The organism is Bdellovibrio sp. 22V (assembly GCF_030169785.1).
GTDB lineage: Bacteria > Bdellovibrionota > Bdellovibrionia > Bdellovibrionales > Bdellovibrionaceae > Bdellovibrio.
This window is the reverse complement of record NZ_CP125854.1, coordinates 1,636,201-1,653,390: the sequence shown is the minus strand read 5'-3', so window position 1 is coordinate 1,653,390 and position 17,190 is coordinate 1,636,201. Positions and strand designations below refer to the sequence as shown.

Below are 17,190 nucleotides of genomic sequence, written 5' to 3'. Positions count from 1 at the left end.
AACTTGACCCCCTCTTCAGCCCAGACCAGTATGTCTCCTTAACTGTGAGGTACTATTATGACGCAACTCTTCCCTCTTCGTGAAAAACCGGCTTTGAGTCCCTACAAAAAAGGCGACGTGCTTGTGTTATTTGGCGAGCTTTTTACTCGTGGTTACGCTAACGGTTTGGTTGAAGAAGCCGAACGCCGTGGCATGACAGTGGTTCGCGCGACTGTCGGTCGCCGTGAAAAAGATGGTTCTTTGCGCGCCTTGAATGCTGAAGAAACAGCCCCTATTCCCCAGCCCTTTATCAACATTCCTCTTGAGGCTGGCTTTGATATGGAGCCGGATTCTAAAGGCGTGACTCCTGTAGATCAGCTTAAAGACATCAAAATGGGCGACTGGGATCAGGCGCAGTTGAACTGGGCTTCAATTGATGAGTCTCAGAAAAACGGCGTTGCCCGTTTTAAAAAGAACACGGAGCTTTTCATGAAAGAACTTGAAAAGCACATCCCTGCCGGCGCCAACGTTTTGTTTGCTCATTTGATGGCAGGCGGAGTTCCAAGAACTAAAATCATCATGCCTCTTTTGAACCGCGCTTTCAAAGGCACGGGCGACCGCCATATCCCGACACAAGCTTTGCTCGATTCCCAAATCGGTCAATTCTGTCTAAGAAACTTCAATGAAGTGACGGCTGAAACATTCCGCCACCTAGTGGATTTGTCGACTCCTCTTCGTCAAAAATTGGAAGCGCAAGGCAGCCATGTTTCTTACACCGCTTATGGCTATCACGGAACGGAAGTGCTGATCCGTGGTCAGTACAAATGGCAAACTTACACATGCTATTTCCAAGGCTGGGCAAAGATGGCGCTTGAAAAAATCTCGGAAGACTTCTTCAAGAAAGGCTTGAACACTTGCGTTTACAACTGCCCTGAGATTCTGACGAACTCCAGCTCCGTCTTTCAAGGTGTTGAAGTATCACTTTATCCTTTGCTCGCAGCTATTCAGAAAGACGCTGGAGATAAAAAACACGCTGAACAAGTGTTGAGCGAGTGCCAAGCGCTTCTTAAAGATGATGTGACATTTGATCAGATCGTCAAATTTACTGATGAATACCTCACAAATGATCTTACTTTGGCTTTCTCAAAGTACGAACAGTGGCCACAGCATTCCCGCCAAGATCAAATGGAGTACATGCTGAAGAGTTCGGATCATTTGTTTGATATGCACAAAGACTCCAAAAACCTTATCACCGCCGTTTTGAGCGAAGTGGTCTTCAAGTCTTGTGGCTATGTGATGCTTCATGACTCTTGGAAACCAAAAGCTCCGGTTGCATGGATCGGCCACGACCTCGTCGCGCGCTGTATGTAGTATGGCTGTTTACGCTGGGGAAAGTTGGAACTACGAAAAGTACAAGTTCTATGGCCTGTCGCTGTCGGGGATCCGCACGGCGATTGCCATGCCCGAGCTTTCCCTCAGCTTTGACGTCGCTCAAGGCTATCCGTTTTTATTAAATCTAAAACAATACTTCATTAGTCACGGACATCTGGATCACGCTGCGGGAATTCCCTACATCATTTCACAAAAAGCGATGAACTCCCAAGCTCCCGGCAAGTTCTATATGCCGACGTCGCTGGTGGAACCCATGGACCAAATCATGAAGATTTGGGAAAAGATTGAGAATCATCAATATCAATACGAGTTCATTCCCGTAAAAGCCGATGACGAGATCCCCCTCAACGCGCAAACCTATGTAAAGGTTTTCCCGACAACCCATCGCGTGGAGTCCTTTGGTTATACGATTTTCGAGATTCACAAGAAGCTAAAAAAAGAATACGTCGGACTTTCCCAAGACGAAATCGTCGCACTTCGCCGCCAAGGTTTGGAGGTCAACGAGCTTCACCATATTCCTGTCGTGAGTTTTACCGGCGACACGCAAATCGAGTTTTTAGATTCTCGGCCATGGATTAAAAAGTCCAAAATTCTTATTCTTGAAGCGACCTACTTGGATGAAAGAAAAACGATTGAACAAGCGCGCCAATGGGGTCACACGCATATCGATGAAATTGTTCCACGTTTGCCAGATATTGAGAGTGAAAAGATTGTTTTCATTCACGCCTCAAGCCGCTATTCCGACCGCCAGGCTTTGAAGCTGCTTTTGCAAAAGATCCCCGCAGAGTATTATGAACGCGTGGATCTTTTTCCAGGCAGATAAGACCTAGAACAAATCGTTCAGATCCAACCAGATCTTGCGACTCTTCATTTTTTTATTCTTGAAGTACTCAACCCATTCTGTCGCGGGACGTTTTTCCCAATTTTCCGCAAGATTCGCAGCGAAAATCAAAGGGCTGTAGCCTTGGCCGATCATATCTTTCGGCGGACGAAGAGCTGTCAGCATTTCGGGCCCGTAAAAACCTGTCGGCACAAGACGATCTCTGTCGCCCAGCTCACCGATGATCAAAGCGCCGTCGACTTGTCCAAGCACTGTGCGGCTCAAAGGGCTGGAGGTCTCTTGCGCCATAGGAACGCCTGCACTGCCAACAACCACGAGCCCCGAATCCACTTTTTTATTCAAAAGATCGACAAGCTCTTTGTAATTATCGTTCACCTTCAAGTTGAAATCAAAAAACACGAAACTGGCATTCGACGGAAGCTCTTCGACTCTTTCTTTCAAAGCCGCCATATCCACATCGCCCTCTTTTGTGTAAGGCGTGTAATTCACGATCTCACAGCTTTTGCAGGGACGGGATTTTTCCGCGAAAACAGGTTTTACTTTCAATTCAAACTCTTCGGCCTTCTGCAAACCGAAATAGACCACTGTGGTTTTGTTAGTTGGTAACGCGGCTTGGGCCCATGTCGCTCCGCAAGACGTAAAAAGAAGAAGTGTCCCCACCAAGGTTTTTTTAAGATTCCATAGATTGCACATAGTCATAAATTGAGTTTGCCCTCGTCCTTGCTTTGCTGTCGACTTTTTTAATAACTTATTGAACAATCGACGTATGGAGTCATGGAGCTACGTACGCATTTTTCATTCAGGAGACGACTACTACTTGAGTCTTATCCAAGATATACGGCGAGCCAAGCGCAGTATCACCATTGAATCCTATATCTTTGCCATTGATCGTCTCACAGAATCTATTTTGGAAGAATTGACAAAGGCGCGGGCGCGCGGCTGTCTTGTGAAAATCGTCGTCGACGGTTTTGGCTCTTACTACTGGATTCCGCAACTAGACAAGCTTTGCAACGAACGCGGCATCGAGTTGCGCGTATTCCATCCTTTTCCTTATCCGCTTTTGTGGGCGCGAAGATTGTTTGCAAGATACTCGATCAACGGTATTTTTCTGTTCAAAAAACTCAACCGCCGCACGCATCGAAAAATCACGATTATCGACGAAACGCGCGCTTACTTGGGAAGCTTCAACTTCGTCCAAGATCACTGCCAATCTTATGTGGGCCCCCGCGCGTGGCGCGATACCGGCGTTGCTCTTGAAGGCCCCGCGATCAGCCGCTTGGTCCTCGCTTTTCAGATCAGCTATCTGCGCACGTATATCCATGGCCTCTTAAACTGGGTCGGCCGTTGGCGCATAAAACAAGAGCCGTTTGAAAATATCTTGCGTCTGAATACGACCCAAAAAACGCGCCGCCGTTTGTATCGAGATCTTTTATTCAGAATCACGCACGCGGAAAAACGTATTTACGTTACGACCGCCTATTTCTTGCCTAAACGCTCTTTATTGACCGCTTTTCTTAAGGCCGCCCGCCGCGGTGTTGACGTTAAAATTCTGATGCCCGGTAAGTCGGACGTTCCGATGGTGAAATGGGCCGCTTTTTATATCGTGCGCTTCTTGCTGCAAAAAAGAATTCCGATCTATGAGTACCAAAAGACTATTTTGCACGCGAAAACAATGATCATCGACGACGAGGCTTTTGTCGGTTCTTTCAATCTCAATCATCGCAGTCTTTTGCACGATCTCGAGGTCGAGGCCGTCTTAAGCGACGAAGAGAGCATGAAGAACATGCTCCAACAATGGAGCGTGGATCTGGCGAACTCCAAGCTTGTCTCGGAAAAAGACTTCGCGACACGCTCTTGGTTTGCTCGCATGCTGTATCGCCTTGCTTTTCGCCTTAGATATATGCTCTAGTTAAGGGTATGAATTCATACGTCAAAGTTGCTATTACTGGAGGCCCTTCCGGGGGAAAAACAACTCTTATCGAAGCTCTGAAAAAGGAACTCGGTCAAAAATGTGCGGTCGTTCCTGAGGCAGCGAGTATTTTGTATCGCGGAGGCTTTCCTCGCTTCAAAGAGGCGCAAGGCGTGATTCACGCGCAAAAAGCGATTTACTACACACAACACGAACTTGAAGACATGGTCTGCGTGATAAGCCAAAAGCCTTTGATTGTCTGCGATCGCGGTTCTCTTGACGCCGTTGCTTATTGGCCTGCCGATGAAGCGCACTTTTTCCAAAGCGTGAAAAGCACTCGCGAAGCGGAGCTAGCTCGCTATGACTGGGTGATTCACTTAGACACGGCGGCTTTGGATTATTACGATACCAACAATCCGATCCGCACAGAGACTTTCCAAGAAGCGTGGGATTTGAACAATCGTATCGCCAAAGCTTGGGAAGGACACCCACGTCGCGTGGTGATCACTCACAACGAAGATTTTCTTTCTAAAATGACAACGTCGCTTTCCGTGATCAGAGCAATCATGACTCACAAAAGCGCGGAAGAGATCAAAAAGGAACTGCTCTAATGACAAAAATATTGCTGGCCCTTAGTTGTCTTATTTTTTCGGTTACAACCTTGGCGCAAACTCGCTCCAGCAAATTAAAACCTCTCTATTTCCAAGCAGACAAAAACAATTTGCAAGTTCTGCCGCAAAGATTTGAATACACTTTGCTGGATGAAGACCGCCTCAAGGTCGGTGACGTTCTTATCGATTCCACGCAGGTGACTTTTCACGTGGAACCTTCGACGACCAAAAAAGGTCAATACAGCATTCGCTTTACCTGGCCGGCGGGTCTGATGAAAGAAGGCGAACTGGCGATTAAGAACAACTCCGGAAAAGCTATTTTTAACACTCTCCTTGCCAAAGAAAACGTCAAGATCACAGAAGGCGTCCGCTCCACCCAAGAGGGCGAAGAAAATCTTCGTTCGGAAATCGCGACGGTCACGATCGATGAAATCGAGCCTTCCCTTGTTGACGACATGAAGTACCTTCCGTTCATGGTCTTTTGTATTTATCGCGAAAGCGACGAGACCCGTCTTTATCTCTGCTCGAAAGAATTGTATTTGAGTTCGCAGCAGGGCCAAATGGTTGTCAAAGCCCGTTCCGCGACCAAAAAAACGGCGCAAGTTGAAATCAACGGCAAAGTCGTGGGCAATCAGGGGATTATCTATCTGAACGATCGCAGTGAGAACGTCGCCTTCAAAGCGCAAACTCAAACCGGCGCTTTTATTGAAATTGATACGCGCAAAAAAGACGTCGATTTCAAAGATGTCGTGGTTTCAGAAGACAATGAAAAAATCATTCTGACAGCATCAGGCGCTGAACCCGTTGACGAAAGCAAAGTTAAAAAAATTTCCGAAACGGAATGGCAAATCGCTTTGCCGAAATCGCGCCCCGTTTTGTATCTTAAAGGCGACGGCGATATTCCGATGCGCCAAGAGTTTTACGTTCGCGGCAATTTACCACGCGAAAAAAATCGCCCTTATCTTTCCAACAAGTCGGTATCGCGCACTTACTCTTCCCGTCTGGCCTTTGCCGGCGTAGCTCCGGAAGGAACACAGATCAAAGTTCCTGAAGCGGATAAAGACGCGCAACTGGAGCCCCTGAAAAAGAATCAATTCCAGTGGACCATTCGCGACATTCCTAAAGGCCTTGAAACGCGCCGCTATCTTGCCGTGAGTTCAGACAGTAACAATTTCTTAGTGGGCTACGACGTTTTCCGCGGTCAGCCTTTCGGGTTGGGTTTAGGTCTGCACTATCAAACGCCCTCAGGCATCGCCTATGGCACCGCAGAGTTTCAATGGTGGATTGAAAATTTCATGATGATCAATTCCTCTTGGTCTCGCTTCCATTGGGGCTTATCCTTGCAGCGTGATCAACACCTGACGGAAAATGATGACAACGCGAAAGTGGATTTCACCACTGTCGAACTTCTGTGGAGAGCCCAAGAAGGCTTCAACCTCGTTGACGAAACCTGGGGGCTGACACTGCCTCTGCAAATGGTGCAAGGAGAAAGCGCCAGTTCCACCACTTACGGACTGGGTGCTTTTGTGATGAAAAAGCCCAAGCGTTGGCTTGGAAATTTCATGGATTGGTATGAGTTGAAGCTGCAGTATTTCGCAGGCTCCTCAGGCAGCGATTTCAAAGTGAAGTCCGCTTACACTTTAAAAGGCCAGGCTTACTGGAAGTTCTCTTCACAGTGGTTCTTGCGTTACGGCCTTGATCTGAGCGATTACAAATACGATCCGGCGGCGCCTAAAGAAGACATGCAGATTGGATTGAACGTCGGTGTTTTTTGGAAGTTCTAACGTTTCTTAAAGAAGCCTGAAACAACCTGTTTCAGGTCCATATTGAACACATCTTGTTTTTTATTCTGAGCGCTGAGCAAAGAAATTTCTCGGCGCGCAGGAATGAACGATGGATCCAGGGCGACACTCTTTTCGAATGACTTTTTCGCCGCCATCACATCCCCTTTGGCTTTATTAAACAAACCAATCACGAATGGGAAGAGCGTATCATAGCGCTCGTCCGGCGGAACTTGCATCAACTCAAGTTCAACTTCTTTCATCACGAACTGCTTCTTCGTGACGTCCATGGAACCCAATTTCGCCCACGAACTGTAAAGATGCATTTGTTGCGTTTGCGGATTGAGCTTCGCCACTTCCGCTAAAAGCTCTAGAGCTTTCGCGTACTGATTGAACTGCAGGCTCTTCTTCACGTCTTCCATCAAAGATGTCGCGCGAAGTTTCGCTTCCGCTTCTGATTTTTGGCTCGCTTGACGGTACTGTGCCACTTTGCTGGAGTCCGCCGCTGCTATCACAGCTTCCTCTGCAAGTTTTTTCACCTTAGCCCACGTCGTATAGACTTCCGACGCTTTGTCTTGAGGCTCATCTCCAATCAAGGTCATAAAGTCCGCAAGAAGAGAATCCAACGACCCTCCGCCCGTGCCGGTTTCCATGTACGAAAGAATATCGAAACTGTTTTTGCCTTCCAGCTCGACAAGAATTTTGCGCAAAACTTTGAGTTGTTCTTGCGGGCTTGAGAACGCGGCTCTTTGGGCGAAGACAACAAGCCCCTTGGTCAAAAGGAAATGCACGGCTTTATAAACCGCGACCTCGTTGTAACCTTTGATGTCCAAGAGTTGCGTCAAAGTCATTTGATTGTTGAGCTTCACGCTCAAACCATCCAAGGCTTTAACCAAAGACATCGCCAATGCCGGATGATCGTCCCGGAAGGTCGGACTTTTCACAATCACGTTTCCTGACCACATCACATACAAAGATTTAAGCCAATTCACAGAGATTTTCGAGGCAATCCAGTCATGCAGATAATAAGACAAAGTATCGGCGTCGATACTTGGATTTGTCATCTCGACTTCCGCGGAAGCAAAGTTCACGCGGATTTTTTGATCCACGATCGTGCGCACCAAGCGAATGTTCATTTGCTCCATCAAGATCAAATCAAACGCATGGGGACTTAGTTGATTGTTTTGAATCAGATAATTCCCGATACGACGGTTGTTTTTATCGCGCAAAGCTTCTTGCACGTCTTTCGGTGTCGCGTAACCGCTTTGGATCAACATCTCGCCTAAGAAAGTCGTTTTATCGTCGACGTCCACACCAACGATGTTGCCGTTACAGAAAGAAATACCGGAAACAGAACCGTCCGCATTGTAGATATTTAAATAACCGCTGGATTTAGTTTCTGCGAGCAAAGAATACAAAAACGGCAAGTCAAATCCACTGACTTCTTCGATGGACTCAATCACCTTTCTTTTTTGGCGATTCGTCACAGTGGGATTCGCGAACATTTGATAAAGAAGTTTACGTGCGCCGGATTCTTCGCGCTTAGGAGCTTCTTCTTTTTTTACGATTTTAAGAACCTGCTCCATCTCAAAAGGCTTTTTAAGGAAGGCCACGGCCTGCGTGCTTTGGGTCGCCTCTTGAATGAAAGATTTATCCGTGTAGATACCGCTCATCAAAACGACTTTGAAACGAGCGCCGGGATAATTGGTTTTAGCTTGCTTGATAAAATCCAAACCCGTCATTTGCGGAAGAAGACAATCACAGAAAAGAAATTCGATATTGGTGTTTTGTGAAAGCACATTATTGGCTTCGTCCGGGCGAGCAGCCAAAAAGACGTGATGCCCGGCACGGCTTAAAATTTCTTTTAATGCCGAGCCAACGCTCTCGTCGTCTTCCAATATCAAGATCTTTGATTTACCTGATTCCACGATTCCTTTTCGGCGCTTAGACGGTTTCTATTAAGAATAAAAGACAAAAAGCGGGACTGTCATCCAGCTCCCGCTTCTTATTCTAGACCTTTGTCTGATGTGAATTACTTTTTCAAAAACTTGAAGTACTTCGACTCGATCACGTCCATCTCCATTTCATTGCCCTCTTCGTCTTTAACGGAGGCTGGAGGTGTGACGGAGCCCTCATTGAACTCTGTCCCAAAACGAAACAGAACGTTTTTCTCGGAGCCCGAGTCGTCATTATAGTAAGGAACATAAAAAGACATGACCTTCCCTGATGCAGGAAGAAATCCGTCAACCATGTTGATTTGGTCCACGATCACTTTCGGGCAATTGGTGAATGTGATTTGCGCAGGTCCCGCTGTTCCCATCCATTTGATCCACTCACGAATGCCGCAAGAGTTGATGCTTTTAAGTCCGCCCAACTCCACGTCAATCGCTTGATGACCGGTCAAATTAAACTGAGAAAAATCAACGTCCTCATCAATTGTTCCCGCCATTTGCACGGACAATTTATCTGCGGCTTTGTTCATTTTTACATCAAGTTTACCCATGATTATCTCCTCACTGATCTAATCATTAAAATTTAATTAAGAGCTTCGCGTTTGACCACAAAAAAGGTCACGTCATCGACCAAGGGCGCCCCTTGACGATGGCCTTGAAAGCTGACTGCAAAACGTTCTACGGAATCATTCACGCCTGGAAAATCTTTGTTGGCGGCGATCAAGGCTTTAATAAATTCTCTCTCACCCCAGGCTTCTTTTCCAGGGTTTTGAATATCTGGAATTCCATCGGTATAAAAGAAAACGGAGTCTCCTTCGTCTACCTGAATACTTGTCTGTTGATACACGGAATCGCGTGCCTGTCCCAATCTGGGATTATTCACCTCATTCAAAGGAATCAAATCTTTTTTCTTAAGCGGTCCCTCGCTTTTCTTAATCAAGAACGGCGCTTCGTGAGAGGCATTACAATAAACAAGCTCGCCCGTTTCCAAATCGAAGGACGCCAGGAAGAACGTCATCATGATGCGCCCTTTAGACACGTCATAAATAGAACGATTCAGAAGTTCCAACGCCTTCGCCGGAGAGATATTCAATCTTTCAATAATCGTTGAAGCCGATTTCGCGGCACTCGTGATCAATGCTGCCGGGGCCCCGTGCCCTGTCGCATCGCCGATCCACAAGAAAATTTTCTGACCGATTTGACAGTAATGCCACCAATCGCCGCCGCACTCACTGGCAGGTTCATAATAGCCCGCAATCGCCAAAGGACCGATCTTCGCGCGCGTTTCAGGGAACAGAGTCTCTTGCACCGTCTTTGCGGTTTGCAGCTCTGACTCCATCCGCGCTTTTTCCGCCGTTTGATCCAAAAGACGCGATACTTCCGCCGCCATCAAATTGAAATTGTCGGCCAGGCTGCCCACTTCGTCATTACTTTGTACTTTCACGCGAATGTTGAAGTCCCCTTCAGCCACTTTTTTTGTCGCATCAAAAAGCTGCGTCAATGCCTGCGTAAGACCGCTGGAAGCAAAGAGACTTAGAATCACCGTCACGGAAATCAAGATCCCGAAGAAGATCAAAGATTTTCGAATCAAAATCTGCACGGCACCCAAAGCTTTTTCTTTTTCGACCGTCGTTACAACAGTCAAATCACCGAAACCCGCGCGCGAGAAAGACACCAGCAATTCAGTGCCATCCACGGCTTTATCTGTTTCCGCACCTTGCGCCACCTGGCTTTTTGCCCCAGACAGGAACGTGGGGCTGACTGTCTCTTGCAGTTTTCGTCCCGGCATTCCATCAGGTCCGAACAACACCGTGCCGTCTTGCGAGATCAAATACATTTTTTGCGACATCGCCGCGCGGAACATTTCCGACGCCTCACTCATACGCACGATCACAAGGAAAACCGTGTTGCGCGTTTTCGTTTCGTCACTCACCTTTTCCATGATGAAAACACGATCATCACTAAAAGGAACTTTAACCACACGGCGAGCGGCATCGACTTCCGTGAAATACGTTGGCATCTGAGCTTGCAGCGAAGCAAGAACTCCGGCCGTTTGCTCCGGAACTTTTTCAAGTGTCGCTTTTTTCTCGTAAGCGTCTGTCGCTGAAGGTTCAAAGACAACGATCGACTCAAGTGCGAACTCGTTCATGAAGATCGAATCTGAAATCGACGTGAATTTTTGTTGTTGCAAGTAATCTTGAAAGATAGGCTTCGTCGTTCCGAGCACGGCATTAAGCTGTGTCTTAATTTGAGCCGCCATAGTTCCCGACATACTGCTGGAAGAATCAAAGACGTAAGCAATCTTGTCGTCTTCAAAGATTTTCAGCGCGAGCACCAAATACACTGTCAGTGTAATTAATGGCAACGAAGTGAGGAGTAAAAGAATCTTATATCTTATTGATATGCCACGTTTTTTCACGAGTTTAGTATGCCTTTTAACAGGAAACCCGAAAAGAAATTCTGATTTAGTTGGCCTTAGGTCCGTAAAACTCCTGTTATTTCCAGCCGATAAGCCAACTATCCAGGAGTGTTATGTCACGTTTCGGACAGACAGAAAAAATCATCTTTGCTTGTGCCATGGTTGCGCTCATGGTGTTTTCGTACTTTTTGTACGACGACTCTCTGCTATTTCCGAAGAATGTAAACGGCAAATTGGAGCTTATTGGTGACGTAGCGATTTCACAGAACGACGTGCGCCGTAAAAATCTTGATACATTCAGTTGGGTGCCCGCTTCCCGCAAAGACTACGTCTACCAAAACGATTCTATTTTCACTGGTGATCGCTCTGAAGCAACGATTCAACTTCAAGACGGTACACAAATCAAAATCGAACCGAACTCTTTGATCACGTTGAACTTGAAAAACGGTCAAATGAATTTGGATCTGCGTTACGGTAACTTGACCGGGGAACTCGCGAAGGGCGCTTCATTGACGATTAAATCCGGTACGGAAGAGTTCAAACTCGAAGCCAAACCCGAAGCACCGGAAAAATCTAAAATCCAGTTCAAGAAAGCTCACAGTGGCACTGTCGACTTGAAACTGCTTTCCGGTGACGTGAAATACGTCGATAAAAAGAAACAGGCTGTGCAGGAGCTTCCGAAGAACGCCGTTGTTGCTGTCACTAAAAAGGGCGAAGTCAAACAACTGGAAAAGCCCGAGCTTTACCTTAAAACAGCAGACAACATCAATTGGTTGCGTATCAATCCTGACGATCCTCTTCCCTTCGAATGGCAATCCAAAGGTGATGTCGCTCGTTATGAATTAGAGATTTCTCCGCACGAGGATTTCAGCAGCATTGCCGTTTCTAAATTAACAAATGAAATGAAGGCTCAAGTTGTTGAACCTTTAGAGCCCGGTTCGTACTACTGGCGTTTGAAAGCTTTGGATCGCGATGGCCACGTTTCATTGACGTCGCCTTCACAACGTATGAGCATCACGCATTTGGCGGGACCACAAATCGTAACGCCCCAACAAGCCGCTCAAATCAATCTTGAATTGAAAGTCAAACCAAAGGAAGAACTTGCCACGACAACGGAAGTTCAATGGAAAGCCCAACCTTCTTTAAAAACTTTCACATGGCAAGTATCGCAAGATCCTGAGTTCCAAACTGTTCTTAAAGAAGGACAGACAAATACTTTGGCAGCACTTACCCCCAAGCTTCCTGCAGGAACTTATTACGTCCGTGTGCAAGGTCAGACAGAAAGTCAGAAACTTTCACCGTGGTCTGAACCTGTCTCTTTCACTTTGAATCTTTTTGCGCATAAAGAAGAAAGACCGGCCCGGCCCGTTCTTGTCACCAAGAAAGTGGAGTTCACTCCGCCTTCGGGCAAAGACCGTAACCCAGCTTCTCCGCAAGCGCCGAAACTGGCGTGGAAACCTGTTTTGCAAACGAAGAATTATCATCTGCAAATCGCGCGCGATGCGAGCTTTGCCGAAGCTGAAAAATATGACGTGAATCAAAATCAAGTGGAGTGGTCGCAATACCGCCCCGGTAAATATTTCTATCGTGTTTTCGCCAAAGGCTTAAACGGCCTGACAAGCGAGCCGAGCGAAACCGGAACTATTGAGATCACTGCCGGCGGTATCATTCTAGATCCGTTGAAAACGATCAATGCCATCGGCCAACAACCCGGCCCCAAAGAAACGCCGATTTCTTGGACGGAAGTTCCTTTTGCAAAATCTTATTTGGTGCAAGTCGATACATCGAAAGAGTTCAAACAGCCACAACAAATGGAGTACAGCTCTTTGGGCGGAACTTTGACTCTCAATGATCCGGGCCGTTACAACGTGCGCGTGCAGGCTTTGGATGAAAACAACAAGCCTCTGACTGAGTTCTCGAATATCGAGGAAGTCCTTTATACGTTCCGTGCTCCACTCGTCGCGCCGTCATTGATGGAGCCATTCAATAACGCTTCGATCTTCCTGCAAACCGAGATGGAACCTTTCATCTGGCTCGAATGGAAAAAAGTCGAAGGCGCGACTTCTTATCGTATTGAAATTTCCGACAAAGCCGACTTCTCGCGCACATTGATTGCGAAGTCTTTGGCTGGCAATCGCTATTTGATCAAAGACCGCGTTCCTCTCGGCAAGATCTACTGGCGTGTGCGTGCGGAATCAAAAGACGACTCTGAGTCTTCAGAGTGGGCTGAAAAACGCGAATTCACACTTTACCACCAGAAAAATGAGACGTTTGTAAAATGAGAATTCAGTACTCCCTCTTCGACACTTTGCTGGAACCTGTTTTTGTTCTGAACTCAGATCAAAAGGTTGTCTATTGCAATGAAACGGCGGCCATTGTCGCGGGACTTTCCGTGCGTAAAATTACGCGTGGAATGAAATTCTTAGAACTCTTTGAGTTCAGCGAACCCATCGATGGACTTAAAGACATTATCAGTATTTCAGACGCCACTCCTTATAAGGAAGTGAACTTCAAAACTTCCCAAGGCGGCGAAGGAAAAATTCAGATCACATTGCAGCCCATCTTCGATTCGATGGGCGACAAAAACTGGATCGTCTTCGTGCGTGACGTCACTTTAGAAGAGCGTTTGCAGAAAAAATACCGCGCCGAACTTGAACAAAAAGAAGACGTCATCAAAGCACTTGAAGACGCCAAAGTTCAGCTTGAAAACTACAGCAAAAACCTTGAACAGATGGTCGCGGATCGCACACGCGAACTTTCGCGTCTTAATCAGACGATGTCCGCCCTGCTCGACAGCTTGGGCCAAGGTTTCTTTATCTTCAATGCCGACGGAAAAATTCTGGATGTCTCTTCGAAGGCTTGTGAAAGCACGGTGGAATGCAAACCTGACGGTCACTCTATTTGGGATGTTTTAAAACTTCCTGAGAACAAAGTCGAAGGCTTCAAAAAATGGATGCAGACGCTGTTTATGGAAATGCTTCCATTTGAAGACCTTGCTCCGCTGGGCCCGGCGACTTATCCGCACACTCAAGGTCGCAATATCGCTCTTGAGTATCACCCGCTTCGCTCTAACGAAGGTGTGATGGAAGGCGTCGTGGTTGTTGCATCAGATATTACTTCTCTTGTCGAAGCTCAAAAACAAGCCGAGACCGAAAAAGAACACGCGAAGCTCATTATCAACATGATCAAGAGCAAGCGCGAGATCCATCGCTTCATCCAAGAAGCGCAAGGCATGATGATCGCCGTGCGCGAGGAAGTTTCCAAAGACCAAGAGCCTTATGACACGGAAACTCTTTTCCGCCACTTGCATACCCTCAAAGGGGGCGCGGCTCTTTTCTCTGTAAAAGAAGTTGCGGAAGCCTGTCATCAAGCCGAAGGCCTTCTTGCCGAATTAAAAAACGGCTGGCATCACCCGACGTTTATCGCCCTTCGTGCAAAATGTTTTGAGATCGAAGATTGTTTTTTCAAATTCCTTGAAGAAACGCGCGAGATTTTGGGTTCCAACGCGGTCAACGAAGAACGCCAGATTGAAATCGCGATCAGCAAACTTAACGACATCGCTCGCAAAGTCGGAACTCTTCCCGGCGGAGGCCCCGTCGCCCAAGAACTTCTTTTGGAACTCGCGATGGAGCCCGTCTCTCAATTCCTAGAGCCGTACAACGATGTCATGCTTCGTCTTGCCGAGAAGATCGACAAAATGATGGCGCCGCTCAAAATCGATAACGGCTCGGTCATGGTCATTCCAGAGATTTACAACCCTCTCTTCGCCACTCTCGTGCATGCGTTTAGAAACGCCGTCGATCACGGTATCGAAGTGCCGGATACACGCATCAACGCCGGCAAACCCGCAGAGGGACAAGTCGAAGTTTGTGTAAGCATTCGTCACGACAAGTCTTACCCGACCCTGTTTATTGAAATCAAAGATGACGGTGGCGGTATTGACCCTGTGAAAATTCGCGAAAAATTAGCGAAGCGCATGGTCGACACACGCAAGAAAACGGATCACGAAGTTATCCAGCATATTTTTGACAGTCAGTTTTCAACACGCGACCAAGTCACAGAGATTTCAGGTCGCGGTGTCGGAATGGACGCCATCAAAGTCGCCGCCGAAGAACTGCAAGGCCGCGTTTGGGTGGATTCGACTGTTGGACAAGGTACGACCCTGTCCATCGAAGTTCCTTACATCACAGAGTTTAAAAAAGACAAAGTCGTCAAAGCGGCTTAAAGCGCCGCTTGCAAACTCAACCACACGCTGCGCTCTTCCCCCGGATACAGATAAATATGCCCGTACTGCGTAGGAGCTTCACGCCAATATCGCTGGTCCGTGATGTTTTCGACTGACAAGCGCCACTGCGTTTGAATATCTTCCCATTTCATTTCGTAAGACACGCCCGCATCGACACGTGTCCAGCCCGGTAACAGGATACTGTTATCCGCAAGCACCGCCCGCTCTCCTTCATAGGACACGCGCGAATTCACAGCGAGTCCTGCAAACGACGGAACTTGATAATTCACATTCGCGCGCAACGTCGTGTGAGGCACATTAACAGGTTTGTTGCCATTCACAGCCGGATTCAACTGACTGTCTTCACGGCGAGCATCCAAATACATAACAGAAGCTCCCGTTTGCCAGCGACCGCCAGCAAAAGTCGCTTGTGCTTCGAGGCCGCGGTGAACAGCTTCGCCATCGACTTTATAGTCGGGAGCTTTATCTTCCACAACGGGGCGGTTGATTTGAAAAGCCGCCAACGACCAAGAGATCTGCTCCCCGCCGCGCAGACCGATTTCAATTTGTCTGCTGATCACATCGGGCACGAATTCACCGCGCTGAGTGTATCCGGCTTTGTTCGGAACAACGAACGACTCAACACCTTCGCCCATGCTGATATACGCCATCACTTTTTCAAAATCATATGAAAGTGCGCCCCAGGGAATCACAAAATTTTGACTGTTATCCACGGCACGCGATCCATCGGTTCTAACACTCGCGCGATGAATATACGTATAACGCAGTCCCAACCACGCTTGCCATGCTCCGAATGAAACCGCATCCATCACCGAGGCCTCGGCATTTTGTGAATCGCGATTCGTGCTTTCATCATTCAATGTGGCATTGGCCGTGCCGACACCCGTTCCCTGCACGTTGCCGATGCCGGCGTAGTTATAAGCCTGGCGCTGAAAGCGTTCATTCGCCGTCGTGCCTAAAATTCCGAAACTGAATTGATGGCGGGACTCACCAAGCTGTGCTTGCTTTTGCAACGTCATTTTTAAGGCGTGCATTTCGCGACGTTCGTTTTCACTGCGATAATCGTACATGTCAAACGTCCCATCCGAACAGTAGCGATCGTAATTGTTTTCGGCCGAACATCCATAAGGATAGGCCAAGCGATCGTCTGTCGTGAGGTTCTGACTACCAACAATCACATTCCAATTCACCGATTCGCTCAGCGTTTGCGAAAACTTCACAGAACCCGTCAGTCCCGTAAAGACAACAGGCTGAGTCCACGCCTGATTGTTCAAATTCAACGAAGGATCTGCAACCTCCGGCAGCTTCGGCCCCAAAAGACTGAAGCCCGCTTGACTTGGTTGTGAGCGACGAGACCACTCGATTTCCGTTTCCACCAACGCAGAACCACCGAGGCGCAAATCATTCGCAAGGCTCACCAAGGCCCGCGAACCATCACTATCGCGCAGATGCGGCTCCAGTTTTTCATAGGCAATATTCATGCGGTAACCCGCATTTTCAAAACCTTGAACGCGGCCCCCGACATCCGCCGCGGTTAAAACGTTTCCTTTGTCGTTCAATTCACTACGTACAACACGCAGGTCTTTATTTGTCGGACGTTTCACGACGTAATTCACAAGACCGCCAGGGGCACTTGTTCCCGTCTGCACGCCCGTCAACCCTTTTAGAATCTCTAATCGTTCTTTATTATCAAGCCCCATAGAAGTCTCGGCATTGATAGGCAGCCCTTCGCGCAGATAATTTCCGCGATTATCCAAAGTGAATCCGCGCAAAGACAAATAGTCCCAGTACCCTGTCGCCGTGTAACTGTCCGTCGCTGACGCATCAATCAATGTGATATCCGCGAGACGATGAATCCCTTGCGCTTGCATGGTTTCATTCGAAATCAGTTTCACCGATACCGGCAGTTCTTTGACGGGAATTTCTCCCATCCCCGAGACATCGGAAATTTCGCTCGTGCCGGGATTTTTAATTGTGATCGTTGAAAGCTGACTTTCCGCGAATGACGTGGCTGCAAAAAACGGTGTTAATAAAATCGCTGTTAATTTGAAACTTCCCAT

General features: G+C 47.5%; 12 protein-coding genes. 7 read left to right on the top strand and 5 right to left on the bottom strand.

All coding sequences use genetic code 11. The annotated features are described in order from the left end of the window. Positions 1 to 57 precede the first annotated feature (57 nt). Both QJS83_RS07960 and QJS83_RS07955 read left to right on the top strand, forming a co-directional pair. Positions 58 to 1,350, top strand: a complete 1,293-nt coding sequence (locus QJS83_RS07960) for an enoyl ACP reductase FabMG family protein (protein ID WP_284608646.1) — start codon at positions 58 to 60, stop codon at positions 1,348 to 1,350. Position 1,351: 1 nt separating this feature from the next. Further along, the gene (locus QJS83_RS07955) at positions 1,352 to 2,194 is read left to right on the top strand and encodes an MBL fold metallo-hydrolase (RefSeq protein ID WP_284608644.1); all 843 of its coding nucleotides are present in this window, start codon (positions 1,352 to 1,354) and stop codon (positions 2,192 to 2,194) included. 3 nt (positions 2,195 to 2,197) lie between these two features. Here the strand turns inward: QJS83_RS07955 and QJS83_RS07950 are convergent, their stop codons facing one another. Continuing rightward, entirely contained in the window at positions 2,198 to 2,911 is a 714-nt protein-coding gene (locus QJS83_RS07950) for a hypothetical protein (protein ID WP_284608642.1), read from the bottom strand. Between the two features lie 67 nt (positions 2,912 to 2,978). Here QJS83_RS07950 and QJS83_RS07945 point away from each other — a divergent pair, with 67 nt between their 5' ends. From QJS83_RS07945 to QJS83_RS07935, 3 genes are read left to right on the top strand one after another with little or no spacing between them, the layout of a single operon-like run. Next, complete coding sequence (locus tag QJS83_RS07945; protein WP_284608641.1) at positions 2,979 to 4,121, top strand: phospholipase D-like domain-containing protein; 1,143 nt, start codon at positions 2,979 to 2,981, stop codon at positions 4,119 to 4,121. An 8-nt stretch (positions 4,122 to 4,129) separates the two neighbouring features. Then, positions 4,130 to 4,732: an ATP/GTP-binding protein gene (locus QJS83_RS07940; protein WP_284608640.1), complete on the top strand. Its 603-nt coding sequence runs from the start codon at positions 4,130 to 4,132 to the stop codon at positions 4,730 to 4,732. Then, positions 4,732 to 6,516: a hypothetical protein gene (locus QJS83_RS07935; RefSeq protein ID WP_284608639.1), complete on the top strand. Its 1,785-nt coding sequence runs from the start codon at positions 4,732 to 4,734 to the stop codon at positions 6,514 to 6,516. The genes QJS83_RS07940 and QJS83_RS07935 overlap by 1 nt, the downstream gene beginning before the upstream one ends. Here the strand turns inward: QJS83_RS07935 and QJS83_RS07930 are convergent. From QJS83_RS07930 to QJS83_RS07920, 3 genes are all read right to left on the bottom strand, one after another. Then, entirely contained in the window at positions 6,513 to 8,441 is a 1,929-nt protein-coding gene (locus QJS83_RS07930) for a response regulator (protein ID WP_284608638.1), read from the bottom strand. The genes QJS83_RS07935 and QJS83_RS07930 overlap by 4 nt on opposite strands. A 104-nt stretch (positions 8,442 to 8,545) precedes the next feature. Further along, positions 8,546 to 9,016 carry a hypothetical protein gene (locus QJS83_RS07925; protein ID WP_284608637.1) on the bottom strand — a complete coding sequence of 157 codons (471 nt, stop codon included), beginning with the start codon at positions 9,014 to 9,016 and terminating at the stop codon, positions 8,546 to 8,548. Positions 9,017 to 9,048: 32 nt separating this feature from the next. Further along, positions 9,049 to 10,800, bottom strand: coding sequence for a PP2C family protein-serine/threonine phosphatase (locus tag QJS83_RS07920; RefSeq protein WP_284608636.1), 1,752 nt, complete (start codon positions 10,798 to 10,800; stop codon positions 9,049 to 9,051). Positions 10,801 to 10,997: 197 nt separating this feature from the next. Here QJS83_RS07920 and QJS83_RS07915 point away from each other — a divergent pair, with 197 nt between their 5' ends. Next, positions 10,998 to 13,166, top strand: coding sequence for a FecR domain-containing protein (locus QJS83_RS07915; RefSeq protein WP_284608635.1), 2,169 nt, complete (start codon positions 10,998 to 11,000; stop codon positions 13,164 to 13,166). Continuing rightward, on the top strand, positions 13,163 to 15,109 hold the full coding sequence (locus QJS83_RS07910) for an ATP-binding protein (RefSeq protein ID WP_284608633.1): 1,947 nt from the start codon (positions 13,163 to 13,165) through the stop codon (positions 15,107 to 15,109). Before QJS83_RS07915 ends, QJS83_RS07910 begins: the two co-directional genes overlap by 4 nt. On the opposite strand, the gene QJS83_RS07905 is transcribed toward QJS83_RS07910, so the two are convergent. After that, complete coding sequence (locus QJS83_RS07905) at positions 15,106 to 17,190, bottom strand: TonB-dependent siderophore receptor (protein WP_284608632.1); 2,085 nt, start codon at positions 17,188 to 17,190, stop codon at positions 15,106 to 15,108. The genes QJS83_RS07910 and QJS83_RS07905 overlap by 4 nt on opposite strands.